18 protein-coding genes and 1 pseudogene are annotated in these 16,458 nt (G+C 58.6%); 9 read left to right on the top strand and 10 right to left on the bottom strand.

The window, feature by feature from the left end:
• The first annotated feature begins 165 nt into the window (after positions 1-165).
• The gene (locus ACM6G4_RS23560; protein ID WP_414914726.1) at positions 166-423 is read left to right on the top strand and encodes a hypothetical protein; all 258 of its coding nucleotides are present in this window, start codon (positions 166-168) and stop codon (positions 421-423) included.
• Positions 424-434: 11 nt separating this feature from the next.
• Here the strand turns inward: ACM6G4_RS23560 and ACM6G4_RS23565 are convergent, their stop codons facing one another.
• Entirely contained in the window at positions 435-755 is a 321-nt protein-coding gene (locus tag ACM6G4_RS23565; protein WP_414914727.1) for a hypothetical protein, read from the bottom strand.
• 192 nt (positions 756-947) lie between these two features.
• On the opposite strand from ACM6G4_RS23565, the gene ACM6G4_RS23570 reads away from it, so the two are divergent.
• From ACM6G4_RS23570 to ACM6G4_RS23580, 3 genes and pseudogenes are all read left to right on the top strand, one after another.
• Complete coding sequence (locus ACM6G4_RS23570) at positions 948-1,184, top strand: hypothetical protein (RefSeq protein WP_414914728.1); 237 nt, start codon at positions 948-950, stop codon at positions 1,182-1,184.
• 312 nt (positions 1,185-1,496) lie between these two features.
• Positions 1,497-1,691: pseudogene (locus ACM6G4_RS23575) on the top strand (transposase); the annotation flags it as partial.
• A 771-nt stretch (positions 1,692-2,462) separates the two neighbouring features.
• On the top strand, positions 2,463-2,681 hold the full coding sequence (locus tag ACM6G4_RS23580; protein ID WP_223542387.1) for a hypothetical protein: 219 nt from the start codon (positions 2,463-2,465) through the stop codon (positions 2,679-2,681).
• 50 nt (positions 2,682-2,731) lie between these two features.
• Here ACM6G4_RS23580 and ACM6G4_RS23585 read toward each other — a convergent pair whose 3' ends face one another.
• Together ACM6G4_RS23585 and ACM6G4_RS23590 are read right to left on the bottom strand one after the other, a co-directional pair.
• Complete coding sequence (locus ACM6G4_RS23585) at positions 2,732-3,160, bottom strand: DUF2628 domain-containing protein (RefSeq protein WP_056722089.1); 429 nt, start codon at positions 3,158-3,160, stop codon at positions 2,732-2,734.
• A 231-nt stretch (positions 3,161-3,391) separates the two neighbouring features.
• Positions 3,392-4,153: a transporter substrate-binding domain-containing protein gene (locus ACM6G4_RS23590; protein WP_411741812.1), complete on the bottom strand. Its 762-nt coding sequence runs from the start codon at positions 4,151-4,153 to the stop codon at positions 3,392-3,394.
• Positions 4,154-4,542: 389 nt separating this feature from the next.
• Here ACM6G4_RS23590 and ACM6G4_RS23595 point away from each other — a divergent pair, with 389 nt between their 5' ends.
• The 3 genes from ACM6G4_RS23595 to ACM6G4_RS23605 are packed head-to-tail and all read left to right on the top strand — an operon-like array spanning position 4,543 to position 6,835.
• Complete coding sequence (locus ACM6G4_RS23595) at positions 4,543-5,040, top strand: hypothetical protein (RefSeq protein WP_223542389.1); 498 nt, start codon at positions 4,543-4,545, stop codon at positions 5,038-5,040.
• Positions 5,037-6,449: a PAAR domain-containing protein gene (locus tag ACM6G4_RS23600; RefSeq protein ID WP_056722095.1), complete on the top strand. Its 1,413-nt coding sequence runs from the start codon at positions 5,037-5,039 to the stop codon at positions 6,447-6,449. Before ACM6G4_RS23595 ends, ACM6G4_RS23600 begins: the two co-directional genes overlap by 4 nt.
• Positions 6,450-6,466: 17 nt before the next feature.
• Entirely contained in the window at positions 6,467-6,835 is a 369-nt protein-coding gene (locus ACM6G4_RS23605) for a hypothetical protein (protein WP_223542390.1), read from the top strand.
• Between the two features lie 184 nt (positions 6,836-7,019).
• Here ACM6G4_RS23605 and copD read toward each other — a convergent pair whose 3' ends face one another.
• The 5 genes from copD to ACM6G4_RS23630 form a co-directional block, all read right to left on the bottom strand.
• A complete protein-coding gene (gene copD / locus ACM6G4_RS23610; protein ID WP_414914729.1) occupies positions 7,020-7,943 on the bottom strand; it encodes a copper homeostasis membrane protein CopD in 924 nt (307 codons plus the stop codon).
• Positions 7,944-7,946: 3 nt separating this feature from the next.
• Positions 7,947-8,330: a copper homeostasis periplasmic binding protein CopC gene (copC, locus tag ACM6G4_RS23615; protein ID WP_056722101.1), complete on the bottom strand. Its 384-nt coding sequence runs from the start codon at positions 8,328-8,330 to the stop codon at positions 7,947-7,949.
• A 52-nt stretch (positions 8,331-8,382) separates the two neighbouring features.
• On the bottom strand, positions 8,383-9,270 hold the full coding sequence (locus ACM6G4_RS23620; RefSeq protein WP_414914730.1) for a copper resistance protein B: 888 nt from the start codon (positions 9,268-9,270) through the stop codon (positions 8,383-8,385).
• A gap of 10 nt (positions 9,271-9,280) precedes the next feature.
• Positions 9,281-10,972 carry a copper resistance system multicopper oxidase gene (locus tag ACM6G4_RS23625; RefSeq protein ID WP_223542393.1) on the bottom strand — a complete coding sequence of 564 codons (1,692 nt, stop codon included), beginning with the start codon at positions 10,970-10,972 and terminating at the stop codon, positions 9,281-9,283.
• A 79-nt stretch (positions 10,973-11,051) separates the two neighbouring features.
• The gene (locus ACM6G4_RS23630) at positions 11,052-11,780 is read right to left on the bottom strand and encodes a murein L,D-transpeptidase catalytic domain family protein (protein ID WP_056722106.1); all 729 of its coding nucleotides are present in this window, start codon (positions 11,778-11,780) and stop codon (positions 11,052-11,054) included.
• An 81-nt stretch (positions 11,781-11,861) separates the two neighbouring features.
• Here ACM6G4_RS23630 and ACM6G4_RS23635 point away from each other — a divergent pair, with 81 nt between their 5' ends.
• Positions 11,862-13,616, top strand: a complete 1,755-nt coding sequence (locus ACM6G4_RS23635) for a L,D-transpeptidase family protein (protein WP_414914731.1) — start codon at positions 11,862-11,864, stop codon at positions 13,614-13,616.
• A gap of 42 nt (positions 13,617-13,658) precedes the next feature.
• On the opposite strand, the gene ACM6G4_RS23640 is transcribed toward ACM6G4_RS23635, so the two are convergent.
• Positions 13,659-14,126, bottom strand: coding sequence for a hypothetical protein (locus tag ACM6G4_RS23640; RefSeq protein ID WP_056722110.1), 468 nt, complete (start codon positions 14,124-14,126; stop codon positions 13,659-13,661).
• 185 nt (positions 14,127-14,311) lie between these two features.
• On the opposite strand from ACM6G4_RS23640, the gene ACM6G4_RS23645 reads away from it, so the two are divergent.
• On the top strand, positions 14,312-15,910 hold the full coding sequence (locus ACM6G4_RS23645; protein WP_414914732.1) for a diguanylate cyclase: 1,599 nt from the start codon (positions 14,312-14,314) through the stop codon (positions 15,908-15,910).
• Positions 15,911-16,045: 135 nt separating this feature from the next.
• Here ACM6G4_RS23645 and ACM6G4_RS23650 read toward each other — a convergent pair whose 3' ends face one another.
• Positions 16,046-16,369 (bottom strand): hypothetical protein, encoded by a 324-nt coding sequence (locus tag ACM6G4_RS23650; protein ID WP_223542397.1) that lies wholly within the window; start codon positions 16,367-16,369, stop codon positions 16,046-16,048.
• Positions 16,370-16,458: the final 89 nt, after the last annotated feature.

Consider the following 16,458-nt stretch of genomic DNA (forward strand, 5'->3'; position numbering starts at 1 on the left):
TTCAGCAATAGCATTGTCGACAAAATCTGTTCGGTACGAGAACCCGACGGATGCGTTGATCAATGCTAGTGGGTCTTTTTCATTCGGAAATATGTGCTCAATGCTCCAGCGTAACTGACATGACGTTATATGGGGTTCTGCTTTGTGGTGCTCAGGATGTGCCGCGTGGAAACGATCAGGGGAGCTGCAACATTCATTCGATTGCGACTCAGCCGACTATTTCCGGTGCCGCAGAAAGAAGACCCCGACACCGTAAACAATACGATGATAAATGTCGGAAATCTTTCTGATTTCGAAATAGCGACGCGAATCGTGTTTGCCCTAGCGAAAGGGGCTATCGAGGCCGAACCCGTGGCGAGGCGCGTACCGCCACAGGATGCCAGTGCCGATGCCAGTGCCGAGCACCGGGAGGATTTGCTGTGATGGATGAACAGCTAAACTTTAAAGCCATACTCTTTCTGAAGCATCACAACGATATTAAAAAGCGCTCTAACTATATGTAACTGATTTGCACCAAAAGCATAGTGCCCAGTCATGACCTTATTATGATCGTCCAGCCAATCTTTGTAATATATATATTTACTCTTGGTCTTGCCACGCTCAGCATCAAAAAACGTTATAGGATACCGAAACTCCCTCCCTTCTCCATTCCACTCCCCTCCCGGCCCATAATTCTGAATATTTCCGTTATAGCAGCTATTCCCAATTATGCATTCCATCCTGGAGATCAACTCACAAAAATCTTTATCAGTCATGCCACACCTCACTCACAAAAAAAGAAATCATGGCCAGAGCTAAGTCTTGCCCCTGACACAGCAAAGTTCTCTCGCCCATCGAAATATAAATGCCATTTGGAGTGCATCAACAGATATAGGTATACGTGGATGCTAACTGCTACGCTATTTACATTAGCTTGACTACCTGAAATCGCCAGCTACGACATCTCCATGCCCTCGCAAACCTTCCCCCACGAAGCCGACATCGGCGTGTGCGGCACTCGCGCCACGCTGGAAGAGGCCTTCGCCGGCGCCAAGTACGCCGACATGTATTATCGCCATGAGATCGCAGCCTGGCTTTTTGCCGACAACCGCACAATGTCATCATGGCCTAGGGAAATTGACCTGTGGCAATTCGAGCACGGCGAACAGCCGGCGATTGCACGGCTGCCCGAAGTGTTGGCGTGACCCGTCACGCGACCCCATAAAAAGCCTCGCCAGTGCGGGGCTTTTTAGTGTGGGGGGCAGTGCGGGCTCTAACGGACACACTGTAGACACGAAAAACGATCGTCCAACAAAATAGGCTTACTGCTCTCACAGTAAGCCTTTGATTTGTATGGTGCCTAGGGACGGAATCGAACCGCCAACACGGGAGTTTTCAAGACCAGCTCCGTCACCGACCGACAATTCACAGACAGGGTGTCGCAACGTCTGTGGGTAGTGCTGGTTCCCCTGACCGGCAATCTCTCCATGGTCACGCTTGATCAGACGTGACCATTGCCTTGGCAACGGGGATCGAATAAGAACACCAGCGGGCTGTTAAGACAGTACTTCCCGAAAGGGACTGACCTTGCTGATCACTCGCAAGCCACGCTCAATGAAGTGGCAAGGCAGCTAAATAGCCGCCCTCGGAAAACACTAAACTACGAAACGCCCGCTGAACGATTTAGCCAATCTGTTGCATCGACCGGTTGAATCCACAGCCGAAAGTGGTCTATCGAGATACTTTACAAGTGGCAATCACTGGGATTGCCGGCTGCCACCGAAAGTGCCCAATTCAATCACGGCTAGCTTTGCTAAGTAGGAAGGGGTTTAGGGTAAAAATAGGGCGGATTCAGGACCGCTATAGACCGTAGTACGCTACAGGAGAAGAGCGAAAGTACCGTGCTTTATAGTCTGGAGCAGTCCTCACTGATGTATGAAGGGGTACGAATCCCTTGCTCAGTTTTACTCCAGTGCAGCGGTCATGATTGCTGGCTAGTATGAGAAAACGCTTAGCGACATGTCTTGGATGTCAGTCCGGTATGTCATGGATTGGACCGACTTTCGTGTAAAAAATAGTTCTTTCGGGGCTATTTCAGCCTTTTTCACTGCTTGATTTTTGCTACAGCAAGAATGATTTTGTATTTATAATACTGAAATATAAAGAAATATTATTTTAGTCAGTCCAATCCATCATAGGCGCGACGGAGAAACGGCGGGAGAGCGGGGCAGGTGTGGCGGTGGCTGCGGACATGGGGATCTGGAATCGGTGAGGCTGGGAGGTGGGGGGAGTTTTTCAGGAATGGGCTTGTGGGGCGCGAACGGGTCCCAGGACGATTTAACGGGCGTTGCGTTGCCGACATTTCGACTGTTCCTGAACCGGAGCTGTCGCAGCGCTAAGTTTCATCATGCCTGGCCATTAACCTGCATAGGATCCAGGCCAAAGCTCTTCAATCTGCTTCCACACCCACAGGAACCTGCAAAATGATCGCAAACCTGATCAAAGTCTCGCTGATCGCGGGCGTCGTGCTGTTGAGCGCCTGTTCGGGTGTGAGTACCGACGACCGTTATCCGGATGACTCGCAGTCGTCTAACGGTTTCGGTCCAGGGCCGACCCACAACCCCAACCAATTGAATTTACATGGCAGTGCGCTCGGCAACAGCTTCGGCGAGTACAGTTCGGGGTTGTTGCGCGACGATTGACTGGTGGCACAACGGTGGAGTGATTTCCACCGTTGCGCTTCGGGTGAGACTCAGACGAACCTCAAGCCTTCAAAAGGATTCCAGCCTTGCGAACCTTTTACCTGTTTCAGGTAGTAGGCGTAGTTGGCGCTCAATCCGTACATAAGTGCAAAGGCGACGTTCATGCCGGTGTCAAGGGCCTTGGGCGCTTCTTCATAACCCAGCAGGGTGAAAATCAATGCCAGGGCAAAGGAAAGGGCAACGATGATCGCGATGATTGCCAGGTTCTTTTTCCACAGCCCAAGTACGAAGAAATAGATCGGCCCGAAAAAAAACGCGATGAAGTTCAGGTTGATCAGGATGCGCTTGCGCGCTGGCAACTGTTTGAAAGCCGTTTTGAATTCGGGGCTTTTGGGGCTGCCGTGTTGATCAAAAAAAGCGAAACGTTCTTGCCATTTCGGGCTGGCGTTGTAGGTTTGCAATTCATCCGTGCTGCTCATTGTCTGTCCTTTTTTGAGGGGGCTGCTCGGTCGAGGCATCGACCGAGTTTTCGTTCGGTGCGTGTCAACGCGTCTTGCATATGACCGGCTTGCTACCGGTGCGATAGTAGTTTTAATCATGTAACGATATTTAACAAGCCATGAGGTAGAGCCTTGGCGGGCTGTTGGCGCGTCACGGCTTGCGGGACAGTCGATCAGGCGGCGGTCTCCATTTCAGTGGCGGGCACGCCGTTATTTACCCCCAGGCACCGCCAGCCACTGGCGCAGGATCTTCTGGTAGTTGCCTGTCGCTTTGGCCAGGTGCAGCCACTGATCGACGTACAGCTTCCAGGTGATGTCGTCGCGGGGCAGCAGGTAGGCTTTTTCGCCGTATTGCATGTAGTGCGTGGGGTTGACTGCGCACAGGCCCGGCTTGAGCTTCTGCTGGTACAGCGCCTCCGAGGCGTCGGTGATCATCACGTCGGCTTTTTTATCCAGCAGTTCCTGAAAGATGCTCACGTTGTCGCGCAGTTGCAATTGCGCCTTGGGCAGGTAGGCGTGGACGAAGGATTCGTTGGTGCCGCCGGCGGGTTCGACCAGGCGAACCGTTGGCTGGTTGATCTGTTCGACGGTCTGGTACAGCGCCTGGTCTTCGCAGCGCACCAGGGGGATTTTGCCGTCGACGTCGAGGATGCTGCTGAAGAAGGCTTTTTTCTGCCGTTCCAGGGTGACCGAGATGCCGCCCATGGCGATGTCGCACTTGCCGGCGAGCATGTCGGGCATCAGGGTTTTCCAGGTGGTGGGCACCCACTCGACCTTGACGCCAAGGCTGTCGGCCAGGGCGCGGGCCATGGCGATGTCGATGCCGGAATATTCGCCGTCCTCGGCTTTGAGGGTGTAGGGCTTGTAGTCGCCGGTGGTGCAGACGCGCAGTTGTCCCTGTTGCATGACGCTGTCCAGGTGCGAAGGTTCTGCCAGGGCGCCAAGGGAGAGTGCGAGCAAGCCGCCGAGCATCATTGCTCTTTTGATGTTTTTCATTGTTATCGGGCTTTTGTGCTGGAGTGGTATTGAAGCGGGGAGTGTAGTGAAGTTTTCATGGGTGTGAAAAATCCGGTTCGGGAAGATGTCGTTTTTTAGTTAACCCATCGGACTACGCTCGCACGCGAAAAAACCACACACACAGCGGGCCTCCACTGCGCAAAAAAATACTTCTTGTAACTACCGTTGTAGGAAATGGGTTGTTGGTTATTGCGAAAATTCCTATTCGTTCATTTGGCTATGCCAGTGTATTGCTTTCAGCACGCACTCCACCGTCTTATTCGTCGTCGTCCAATCTTCTCTTTGCTCAGCACTTCTGCCGAGAGGGAAGGCAACTCAAACCGATGACGATAAGGAAGTGGCAAATGAATGCACCTGTGCACCCCTTGTATACCAACGAAGTTTCTCCTGAATTTCTCCGCAGTCTTGACGCCCCAAATTTCACTGAAGAGCGACTTGCGCACTTTTGCGACGAAGCTTTGGCAGTTGTTCGCCAGGGGCAGGCATACATGGAAGCTCATCCCGCTCACGCCATTTACCGAATCGCGACTGAGGGCAGTCAAACCCGCGATGGCGGGGTGATCAAGCAGGGAGTTGCTCACCTGGAGTTCACATTAGAGAGCGGCCAGAAAGTACGGGCGGCACAGAAAGGCGACTACGTCGTGTACGCCGATGGGCGTACGGCGCAGATCGTCACGGGCGCGGGACAAGGAAATAGCGATGTGGCGCTGGTCGGCAGTCGTCTTTGCAATGGAGACGAGATCATCAACACCTTGCAAGGCGGTTGTTTGTTGGTGGGACGTGAAGGTGTAGCGATGGCCGAGGATTTTCTGCCCTCCATCAAGCAGGAAGAACATCAATGAACGAGGGACATTTCATTGGTCTGGATGACAAGACTACCTGTGGTGGCAAAGTCCTGGATGGTCATACCGGCGTCATGATGTTCGGTATCGCCCATGCCCGCGAAGGTGATCGAGTCAGCTGTGGCAAGGATGGCAAGACTTACAAGATCGTGGGTGGCATTTCGTACATGATCAGTCATGGCAAAGCCTTGGCGGGCACGCTGGACAGTCATAGCGATTGCCCCTGCAAAGCCCGGCTGATCCCTTCGATGGTCACGGCGACCTATCGCAGCGCCAATTCTGCACCGCGAACGGGCAGGAGCGTTGTGCAACCCGTTTCCAGTGCGGCAACCAGTCAACCGGCCGCGCCACGCCAGCCTGGTTTCGCCCCTTCGAACCCTCCAGCGCCTGCGATATTCGCCCGCGCGGAACCTCAAGAACCGGGCTTCTATGTGGTGCCCAAAAGCATGACCCGCGAGGCCATGGAGGCCACACTGTTCGCCACACCCGATGCCGTCGTGATGCGCAAGTTTCGAGCGCTCAATCCTGAGCGAGGCGATATCAAGGCCGGTTCGCTGATCGTGCTCGGCGACCCGAACAACCACTCCTGCACCTATCAGGAAGCGCAACTGATGCAGGCCGCGCAGCAGGTCAAGTTGGCCCTCGATCCCCTGACGCCGGACGAAGCCGAATTCATGTTCCGCCACGGTGCTGAAATCGCCAGTTTTACCGGCCGTACCTCGACCTGGCTTGGCGTCAGCGCGGTGGTGATGGAAAAACACCTGACCCGATTGCGCGACACCCTGCAAGCCATGGAGCGCCTGCATCAGGACAGCTATCGTCAGCATGGCCACCTGCGGTCGCCGCAGTTCTTCGCCGAGCGCCAGCGGCTGCTCGCCCAACTCGATGCTCATCTGCTGAACTCCACTCGCCTGCGTGGCCAGACTACCTTGGGCGATCACCCGAAGCTGAAGACGGCGCTCGGCATTTCCAGTCGCAGCCTGGTGCACCATTGGGACAAGGCCGGGGCGCCGGGGCAGATACCAGGGTATTCCACTCATGTGAATGCAATCAGTCGGGCTGCCAAGTACATGAGCACCGGTGGTTACATCGGGATTGGCATTGGCGGAGTTTCGTCGTTGCTGGCTATTCAGGAGGTTTGTGTTGGTGACTCTGGAACTGCGTGCGAGAAGGTCAGGTTTACGGAGGGAGGAAAGTTTGTTGGGTCCACCTTTGGTGGCGTTGCGGGTGCAGAGATAGGTAAATATGTCAGTGGACCTATCTGTCTGGCACTTGGAGTATCTACCGGAGTTGGAGGAGTTGTCTGCGTCGCGACCTTGATAGGTGCTGGAGCATGGGTGGGTACGACTTATATGGGGGATGGAGGTGAGTTAATGGGTGAAATTTTATACGAGAAAACCCATCCATGATGGGAAAGGGTTTTTGGATGTCTTGGCTAGCTTTTTGGCTTCTAGCCGGTCCGATCTTGCTGGCCATTGCGAGCACTGCATACAGTCTGTACCTCAGATGGCGTTACCTTGATGCCATGCTGGAGGCCTTAAAAAATAGTCGTTATGTCCACACCTGGGGGCCAGGTTTGCGGCAGCAGGGGTGGTTTGGGGGCCTCTTGCTAATAGCAAAAATCGCCGGGATGGTGACTATGCCAAGGGTTTCAATCCGCATTGGCGAGCTGGACCCCGAGGATATTAAAAACTTTCCCCCACATCTAAAGCGTCTTTTGAAAATCAAAGCGGTAATGCTGGTAGGCATTGCTGTTTGGGGATTCATTGCGTATGGGCTGATGAAGTTGGAGTGATATTTGGGGCTATCACCTCAAGCTTAAAACAGCCCTCGGCATTTCCCGTCATAGCCAAATGGACCTCTGTGACAAGGCCGGGACACTGGGCAAGATAAGTTAAAGCAGGACTGCGAAATTCGAACGGCACCGGAAGGTGCCGTTTTTTCACCGCTATGAAAAATCAACGCCCCCTAAAGATGGCTCACTCCATTTCCGGACTCAACGTCCCCAACCACGCCACCAACCCCACAATCAAAAACGCCGCGGCCATTTCCACCACCACACTGCGCCGAAGCGCATGGGCTGCCACGCGATACTGGCCCTCCCGCAACGACCGCTCCAGCAAGGGACCAAGATGAAAGCGGTTCAGCGCCGCCAACGCCAGCATCCCGGCAAACAACAGCACTTTGATCGCCAGCAGAACTCCGTACTGGCTGAGTAAAACCTCATCGAGTTTCGGCCCGACGATGAACAGGTAGTTCACCACGCCCGTGACGGTGATGATCAGAACGACCAGCGCGCCGACAAGCTCAAATCGCCTGACTGCGCGAGCCAACAAGCGTATGTGTGCTTCGGTTTGCAGGGCCCGGGGTTGCGCCATCAACGCAAACGCCAGCAGCGCACCGAGCCAGGCGCCGGCGGCCAACAGGTGCAGGATGTCCGTTGTAAAGTGCCAGAAACGGCGGCTGCCTTCGTCCATGGCACCATGCCCGCTCCAGGCCAGGCTGGCGAGGGCGATGCCGCCGGCCGTGGCAGCGATCACCAGGTTGATGCCGGGGGCGCGAGGGTTGAGCATCAACGCCAAACCCGCGACTGCTAACGCAATCATCCGCACGGCCCAGGCCAACCCCATGTCTGTCTCGGACAGCATCATTTCGAGGTGAGGGCGCAACTCGGTGACGTCTGATTCGCCGCTCATGGCGCGGACCATCAGCACCATGCCGGCGATGGACAGCAGTGCGCCGAGCCCGACTGTTGCCGTCGACAATCGGTGAAAGGGCAACACGGTGCCGGATAGCCGTTCCTGCCCCTTGAGGCTGTAGAGCCCGAACAGCGCCACGCCAAACAACAGCATCAAATCCACATACAACACAAACCGCAGCACGACGTTGGCCGAGTCGCTCATCGATCATTTCACTTTGAAGGTGACGTTGCCGGTGATCGGGTGGGTGTCCGACGACACCGCACGCCATTCGACCTTGTAGGTGCCGGCAGCCAGGGGGGCTGTCGGGGTGATGAACATGGTTTTCGGATCGCTGCCGCCGCTGACCTTGGCCTTGACCGGCATCGGGGCGTGGGCCATGCCGGCCATTTCGGTCATCAGCAGTTTGGCGCCGGAAAACTGGGTGACGAGGTTTTCCGAAAAGTGCAGTTCGATCTTCTCGGGTGGCGCACCTTCCGCGCCATCCGCTGGGGTGGAGGCGAGCAGTTTGGGGTGTGCCTGAGCGAGGGTGCTCATGAGCAGGCCGCTGAGCAACGCGATAACGACGGCGGTGGGTTTGATGATGCGCATGCAAGGTCCTTTACCGCTTGAAGCGGTTGTTGTTGATTTTAGGTGAGTCTGTTCAGAACCACATCCGAATACCGAGCACCAGGCGGGTTTCGCTGCGGTCCTCGTCTTCGTCGTTGGCGTAGTCGGCGGTGTTGCCGTAGGTGCGGTTCCAGGTCACGCCGAGGTAGGGCGCGAATTCCCGGCGGATTTCGTAGCGCAGGCGCAAACCCGCCTCGGTGTTGGACAGCCCCGAGCCGATGCCCCGTTGCGGATCGTTTTTGCCGTAGGCGTTGAGTTCGACGGTCGGCTGCAGGATCAGCCGATTGGTCAGCAGGATGTCGTAGTCGCCTTCCAGCCGCACGGCGCTCTGACCGCCTTCGCCGATGAAGGCCGTGGCTTCGGCCTCGAAGTTGTACAGCGCCATGCCCTGCACGCCGAACGCGGCCCAGGTTTGCGGGGCGCCGGGTTTGAAGTCCTGGCGCACGCCGCTGACGACGTCCCACCACGGGGAAATGGCGTGGCCCCACAGGGCCTGGATTTCCGCGTCCTCGGTCACGCCGTTGGTGCGTTCGCCTTCGGAGCGCAGCCACAGGCGATCAATGTCGCCACCGACCCAACCGGACAAATTCCAGGCCAGGGTGCTGCCGTCATCGGCGTCCTGCCATTCCAGTTTGTCGGCGAGGAAGAATGAATTGAGCGTGCTGTCATGTACGTGGTGGCCGGCGGGATCGGCATACACCGCCGCGCGATCGGCGTCGGTCAGCACCGGGATCGGCGTACGGCTTTCGCTGGGGGCGGCGGGCTGCATCTGGCCCTCGTCCATGGTTTGCATCTGATTGTCGTCCATGCCCTGCATCTGGCTGTGGTTCATCTGGCTGTGATCCATGCCTTGCATGTCATCGCTGGCGGCCATCGCCGTCGAGGTCGCGAGGGCCAAAAAAAACGGGGTGAATCGAATCATTGGGTGCACCTCATTCTTCCACGCGAACTTCACGGAACATGCCCATTTCCATGTGGTACAGGAGATGGCAGTGGTAGGCCCAGCGGCCGAGCGCATCGGCAGTGACCCGATAGGTGCGCCGGGAGCCCGGTGGCATGTCGATGGTGTGTTTGCGCACCATGAACTGGCCGTTCTCGTCTTCGAGGTCGCTCCACATGCCGTGCAGGTGGATGGGGTGCATCATCATTGTGTCGTTGACCAGCACGATTCGCAGGCGCTCGCCGTATTTGAGGCGCAGGGGCTCTGCATCGGAGAACTTCACACCGTTGAACGACCAGGCGAATTTTTCCATGTGGCCGGTCAGGTGCAGCTCTATGGTGCGGCCGGGTTCGCGGCCGTCCGGGTCTTCGAAGGTGCTGCGCAGGTCGGAGTAGGTGAGCACGCGGCGCCCGTTGTTGCGCAGGCCCATGCCGGGATCGTCGAGTTTCGGTGAGGTGGACATGGCTTGCATGTCCACCAGCGGGTTGTCGGTTTCCGAGGCCGGGTGGGACTGCATGCCGGGCATGTTGCTGTGATCCATGCCTGCCATGCTGCCGTGGTCCATGCCGCCCATGCCCATGTCCTCCATGGTCACCAGGGGGCGCGGATCCAGTGGCGGCAGTGGCGCAACCTGTCCCGCTTTCAGCGCCAGGGTGCCCCGTGCGTAGCCGGTGCGATCCATTGCCTGGGCGAACAGGGTGTAGGCCGCTTCGGTCGGCTCGACGATAACGTCGAAGGTTTCCGCCACGGCAATGCGAAACTCGTCGACGCTCACCGGTTTGACGTGCAGGCCATCGGCGGCGACCACGGTCATTTTCAGGCCGGGGATGCGCACGTCGAAGTAGCTCATGGCCGAGCCGTTGATGAAGCGCAGCCGCAGCTTTTCCCCCGGGCGGAACACCCCGGTCCAGTTCGAATCCGGCGCCTGGCCGTTCAACAGGTAGGTGTAAGTGGCGCCGCCGACGTCCGCCAGGTCGGTGGGGTTCATCTTCATCTCGGCCCACATCTTGCGGTCGGCGACGGTCGGCCCCCAGCCTTTTTCGCTGACGTCGTGGATGAAGTCGCCCACGGTGCGTTTGTTGAAGTTGTAGTAATCGGACTGTTTTTTCAGGGTCTTCATCAGGCCGACCGGGTCTTCATCGGTCCAGTCGCTGAGCATCACCACGTAGTCGCGGTCGTACTGGAACGGCTCCGGGTCCTTGGCGTCGATCACCAGCGGGCCGTAGACCCCGGATTGTTCCTGGAACCCCGAATGGCTGTGATACCAGTAGGTACCGTTCTGGCGCACGGTGAACTGGTAGACGTACATGCCGCCGGGCTCGATGCCCTTGAAGCTCAGCCCCGGCACGCCGTCCATGTTCGCCGGCAGCAAGATGCCGTGCCAGTGAATGGAGGTGTTGTCCTTGAGTCTGTTGCGCACCCGCAGCGTCACCGTATCGCCTTCACGCCAGCGCAACAGCGGGCCGGGGATGCCGCCGTTGATGGTCATCGCGGTGCGCGGGCTGCCGCTGAAGTTGACCGGGGATTCACCGATGAACAGCTCGAAATCATTACCGGCCAGCACCTGGGGTTCGCCGGGGCTGCTGATCGCCCAGACCGGCGTGCGCCATAACCCGAGGCCGCCGAAGAGCCCGCCGATGGCCAGGCCTTTGACGAAGGTGCGTCTTGAAGTGTGGGAGTGCATGCCGTGTGTTCCGCCCGTCAGCCTGTTGAACTTGTCGACTAGTCTAGCGGGCGGTGCTTTCAGCAGGCTGAGGCGAAGATTACAGTTTTGACAGGTTGGGCGTCGTTTTCTGGCTTGAAGTGGACTTTTCCCTCGAGGCCACGGTGTCGCCGCCGCAGTTGATGTAGGACGACGACTTCAGCCAGCGTTGGTCCGGGTAGTAGGAAAACAGCAACTGCCCGTCCTTCATCGAATCAATCAGCCGATGGGCAATCGCCGGTCTGACGGCGGGGCAACCCAGGCTGCGGCCGATACGGCCATTGGCGCGGGCCAGCACCGGGCTGACATAGGGCGCGCCGTGAATGACGATGGCCCGGTCAAAGGCGTTGTCGTTGAAGCCGGGCTCCAGGCCTTCCATGCGCAACGAGTAACCGTTCTGGCCGAGGTAGCTTTGCTGGGTGCGGAACAGGCCGAGGCTGGTGGCGTGGCTTTCGTTGCGGTTGGAAAACAGCGTGGCCATGTTTTCACCGCTGTTGCGACCATGGGCGACGAGTTCGTGAAACAGCAACTTGCGCCGCTTAAGATCGAAGACCCACAGGCGTTGTTCGGTCGAGGGCAGGGAGTAATCGATCACCGCCAGTCGTTGGGCGGGGGCGACACCCTGGGCGCGGCTGCATTGGGTGGCGCGAACGGCCAGGGCAATCACTTTGGCGTCGGCGCCGGGTGCTGCTTTGACCAGCGCGTTTTCAAGCGAATCGGCGTAGGCTGACGTTACTGAAAGGCACGTCAGTAAAATGGCAAATAAAAGGCCAAAGCGGTTTAGCGCCATAGTCGGGTCTCATCATGATAATTTCGAGTCTAGCAGCGAGTGGAAAGCTAGCCGTTTGAAACGGAGGATTAAGGATTATCCATGGTGCAATTAACAAGGTCATTCGTCATAAGCCGCATATTTTTTATGGGCTTTCTGATCAGCGGTGCGGCGTTTGGGCAAACTTCGCCGATTGAGCCGGTATCTGCGCCGAGCAGCACAATCGATGCCGCGGCGCCCGACGACGCGGTCGGCCAAGCGATTCAGGCGACGCTCGAACCGCTGCGCTCGGCCTTTCCGCCGTTGCTCACCTCCAGGCGCCATCAGCGTGTGGATGTCAGCCGGGTGGTGCTGGATTTCTATATGCATCGCAACTATCGCGCCGCGTGGACGGACGATCGTGACGTGGCGCAATTGCTCAAGAGCCTCGAAGACACCCGGATCGACGGCCTGAACCCATCGGATTTCCGCATAGCCGAACTGGCCCAGGCCCATGAATCGCTGGTGGCGGCCATGCCATCCACGGCGCAACGGGCGATGTTCGACATGGCGGCGACCCGCACCTTCATCACCGCGCTGCTGCAACTGCGACGGGGCAAGGTCGATCCGTCGCGGCTGGACATTCACTGGAATTTCGAACCTGCCGGCGGCGATGCCCACGAAGACATTAACAATCTGTTTGCCGCCCTCGATGCCCACGACGTGGCGCGTGCATTCGCCGATGCACCGCCTCAGGAAGAGATTTACCGCAATTTGCGTGAAGGCCTGGCCCGGTTGCGTCAGGTCCAGGATGCGGGCGGCTGGCCGAAAGTCACCGAAGGTCAATCGCTCAAGCCCGGTATGGACGGGGTGGCGGTCTCACAACTGCGTGCGCGCCTGGTGGCGGGCGGTTACCTGGACCCGCACCTGTCGAAAAAAGCCGGCTACGACGATAAGGTCATTGCCGCGGTGAAGAAATATCAGGCCGAGCAATACCTGGGGGCCGATGGCGTGGCGGGGGCGGCGACGCTGGCGGCACTGAACGTGCCGGTCGCGGCGCGGATCGATCAGGTGCGGGTCAACATGGAGCGCGCCCGGTGGCTGTTGTACAAGCTTCAGGGCACCTTCGTGATCGTCGATATCGCCGGCTATAAGGTGGCGATGTACCGCGACGGTCTGCCGATCTGGCGTTCGCGGGTGCAAGTCGGTAAACCGGTGCGCAGTACGCCGGTATTCCAGGCCGAAATCACCTACATCACGTTCAACCCGACCTGGACCGTGCCGCCGACCATTCTCAAGCAGGACGTGATTCCAAAAGTCCAGAACGATCCGGGCTATCTGGCGGCCAACCGGATTCGCGTGCTTGATCGCGAAGGCAATGTGCTCGATCCGTCGAGTGTCGACTGGAGCAACCCGCGGGGCATCCACCTGCGTCAGGATGCTGGCCCCGACAGTTCGCTGGGGCAGGTGGTCATCCGTTTCCCCAACGACTATGCGATTTACCTGCATGACACGCCGCACCGCGAACTGTTTGCCAAAACGGTCCGGGCCACCAGTTCAGGCTGCATCCGCGTGGAAAACCCGCTGCAACTGGTCGAGTTGTTGTTCAACGACCCGGTGCGCTGGAACAGCGCCGGCATCCAGAAGCAATTGGCCAATGGCCGGACCGAGAACGTCCTGCTGCCGGTGAAAGTGCCAGTGTTGTTGGCTTACTGGACCGTGGACTTGAGCAATGACGGGCGGGTGACGTTCAAGCCCGACATTTATGATTACGATGCCCGGGTACTGCAGGGCTTGAGTCAGCCTACGAAGTTGCCGGCCCTGGACTTGCGTCGTGCAGAGATACCGCTGGTGGTGACGGGGCAGAACCAACAGTAACGAATAACACCGGGCATTGTGGATTTGCGGTGGGTGCCCTTTTTACAGCGCCAACCCTTGTTGCACCACCACAAGCAGATCGGTTTCAGTCAGCGCCACCGCATCTGCCTGCGCGGTGGCTTGCTCGATCGTTTGTAGCCACCAGTGTGTTTCACCGTGTTCATCCACGGTGCGCAACAGGGCGAGTTCATTGCCTGCGGTGTGGATTTCGACCCGCCCCTCGCCATCGGTGGTGAAGCGTGCAACCGGGTCAAAGGTAATGCTGTGCTCGTTGCCGGTGATCACCAACTGGTCGATGGCGTAGTCGTAAGCGTCGCCACCGGGGTGACTCTCGAACACGTGGGTGGGGTTGCGCCGCAGGACCAGGCCCGCTTCGGTCAAGGGCAGCAGCCAGGTTTCTATCCGCTGATACAGTTCGTAGACCAGGCCCGGCCAGCCATCGATCGCCTGATCCGCGCTGGTCAGCCGTGTCTGTTTCAATTTTGCAGCGAGCTCGTCTGCTTTGTTCATGTCGATTCCCTGTATTGAGGTCTGTCTAATCGTAGCTCGTTGATGCGCAGGCAGTGTTTGCCCTGGGTCATGTTCGCAGCTCAGGCAGGGCAGGCGTGATACCGCTGGGCAAGTGGCCACCCATTTGTCCTGGATAACCCCGTAAACTACGCCCCACGAAGACTGAGGGCTTTGGGTTGTTGCCCATGCCTTGCCCCCGACAGGATGAATTTTTGCCCACGCGCTTTAACGACCTGGACCACACCCCTGGCATCGCATTGAAACGCATACCGCTGCGCAAGGCCGCGGTATTGTTCATTGCGACGGTGTGCCTGTGCCTGTGCGGTTTGCTCTACCTGCAACTGGAACAGTCCCGTCGCCACGACCTGAGCCTTGCGCAAGTGGCGTCTTCGAACCTGACGCGGGCCATGGCGCAGCAAGCCGAAGATACCTTCATGAAGGCCGACCTGGTGCTGACCAGCCTGGTGGACTGGATTCAGGTCGATGGTTTCGGCCCGGACCAGCGGCCACGCTTGCAGCAGACCTTCGCCCGGCGGGTGCTGGCGCTGGATCAATTGCACGGCATCCTGCTGTTCGACCAGAAGGGCCAGTGGGTGGTGACCTCGTTTGAAAACCTGCCCCGGGGTCCCGGCGTCGCCGATCGCGAGTACTTCAAGTATCACCAGCAGAACGTATCGTCGGTGGCGCATATCGGCCCGGCCATCCGCAGTCGGGAAAACGGCGAGTGGATCATTCCGGTTTCCAGGCGGGTCAACGACAGGAACGGGCACTTCCAGGGCGTATTGCTGGCCGGCATCAAGATGTCGTACTTCGACCAGTTCTTCAAAAGCTTCAGCCTCGACGACAACGGCTCGATGTTTCTCGGCCTGACCGATGGCACGTTGTTGGCGCGCCGGCCTTTTGTAGAGGCGCAGATCGGCGTTTCGCTGGCCCAGAGCGAGATCTTCCAGAAGTTCCTGCCGCTGGCCACCTCCGGCAATGCGATGTTCGCGTCCACCATTGATGGTGTGACGCGCATGTACGGTTACCGACAGCTGGAGGGCTATCCGCTGGTGGTCGCTGCTGCGTCGTCCACGGAGTCTATTCTCGCGGGCTGGTACGACACGGCGTTTCGCTCCAGTCTCATCGTTGCCGTGGTGCTGCTGGGTGTGGGGCTGTTCGGGTGGGTGTTCCTGCATCAGGTGCGTGTTGGCGAGCGGGTCGAGTCGGATTTGCGCAGGGCCCAGCAAGCGCTGGAACTGATCGCCACCCACGACAGCCTGACCGGGCTGGCCAACCGCCGACTGTTCGAGCGGGCGCTGGACGTCGAGTTTGGGCGCGGCGCCCGGCAGGCCAGCCCGTTGAGCCTGATCATGCTCGATATCGATTACTTCAAGCGTTACAACGACACCTACGGCCACGTGGTGGGGGATCACTGCCTGGCCGAAGTGGCGCGCGCGCTGAAAAGTTGCTGCCAGCGCAAGGCCGATCTGGCGGTGCGTTACGGCGGCGAAGAGTTTGCGGTGCTGCTGCCGGACACCGACATCCATGGCGCCATGACGATTGCCGAGCATATCCGCCGCAGCGTCATCGACAGGCACATCAGTCACACCGGCTCGCCCAACGGCTACGTGACGGTCAGCCTCGGTTGCTATTCGTTTGTGCCGTCGGGGCGTGACAGCATGGATGTGTTTGTCGAGCGGGCGGATGCGGCGCTGTATCAGGCCAAGCATTCGGGGCGAAACCGCGTGGCAACCTTGTCGATGGCCGGTGGTGTCGAGGCGTTGATGCGCTCCGACCGCTGAAGTGCCGTTGCTGCCGATGGTCTGTCTCCCGGACCAGGCTCGATTGATCGTATAGAGTTCGGTTAGCGCTGCCGAACCCGCCGGCGGTCAAGCCGATGCAAGCCTCGGGCGACCAAGACCCTCAACGACTGCAGGTCATTGGCGGCTTTGGCCTGTCCAGCTACCCGTTCCGCCGCCAGCTCCGCCGGTTCCGCCACCGGGCGCACCGGTGCCACCGCCCGCGCCACTGCCCGGACCATTGACGCCGGTAGTGCCGCTTGAGGAGCTGGGGCCGCGACTGCTGCTGTTTCCCGAGGGGGCACTGGGGCGGTTGTTGTCTGGCAGCAGGGTTGAATTGCGGGTTGCGCCGGGTGCCGTACCGGGCGTGCCAAGGCTATCGCCGGACGCCGCAAAGGTGGCCAGGGACGTTGCCGACAAGCATCCGGCCAAGAGCAACGAAGTCATTCTGATGTTCATCATGGTCGTCTCCCGGAGTGAGTCGTTACCTGATGTTGGTGTGACGGGGCACGCGGTTGGTGCTGACCGGATGACGAGCGGCTGTCTCAGCG

Source organism: Pseudomonas sp. IT-P258 (assembly GCF_949767825.1).
GTDB lineage: Bacteria > Pseudomonadota > Gammaproteobacteria > Pseudomonadales > Pseudomonadaceae > Aquipseudomonas > Aquipseudomonas monachiensis.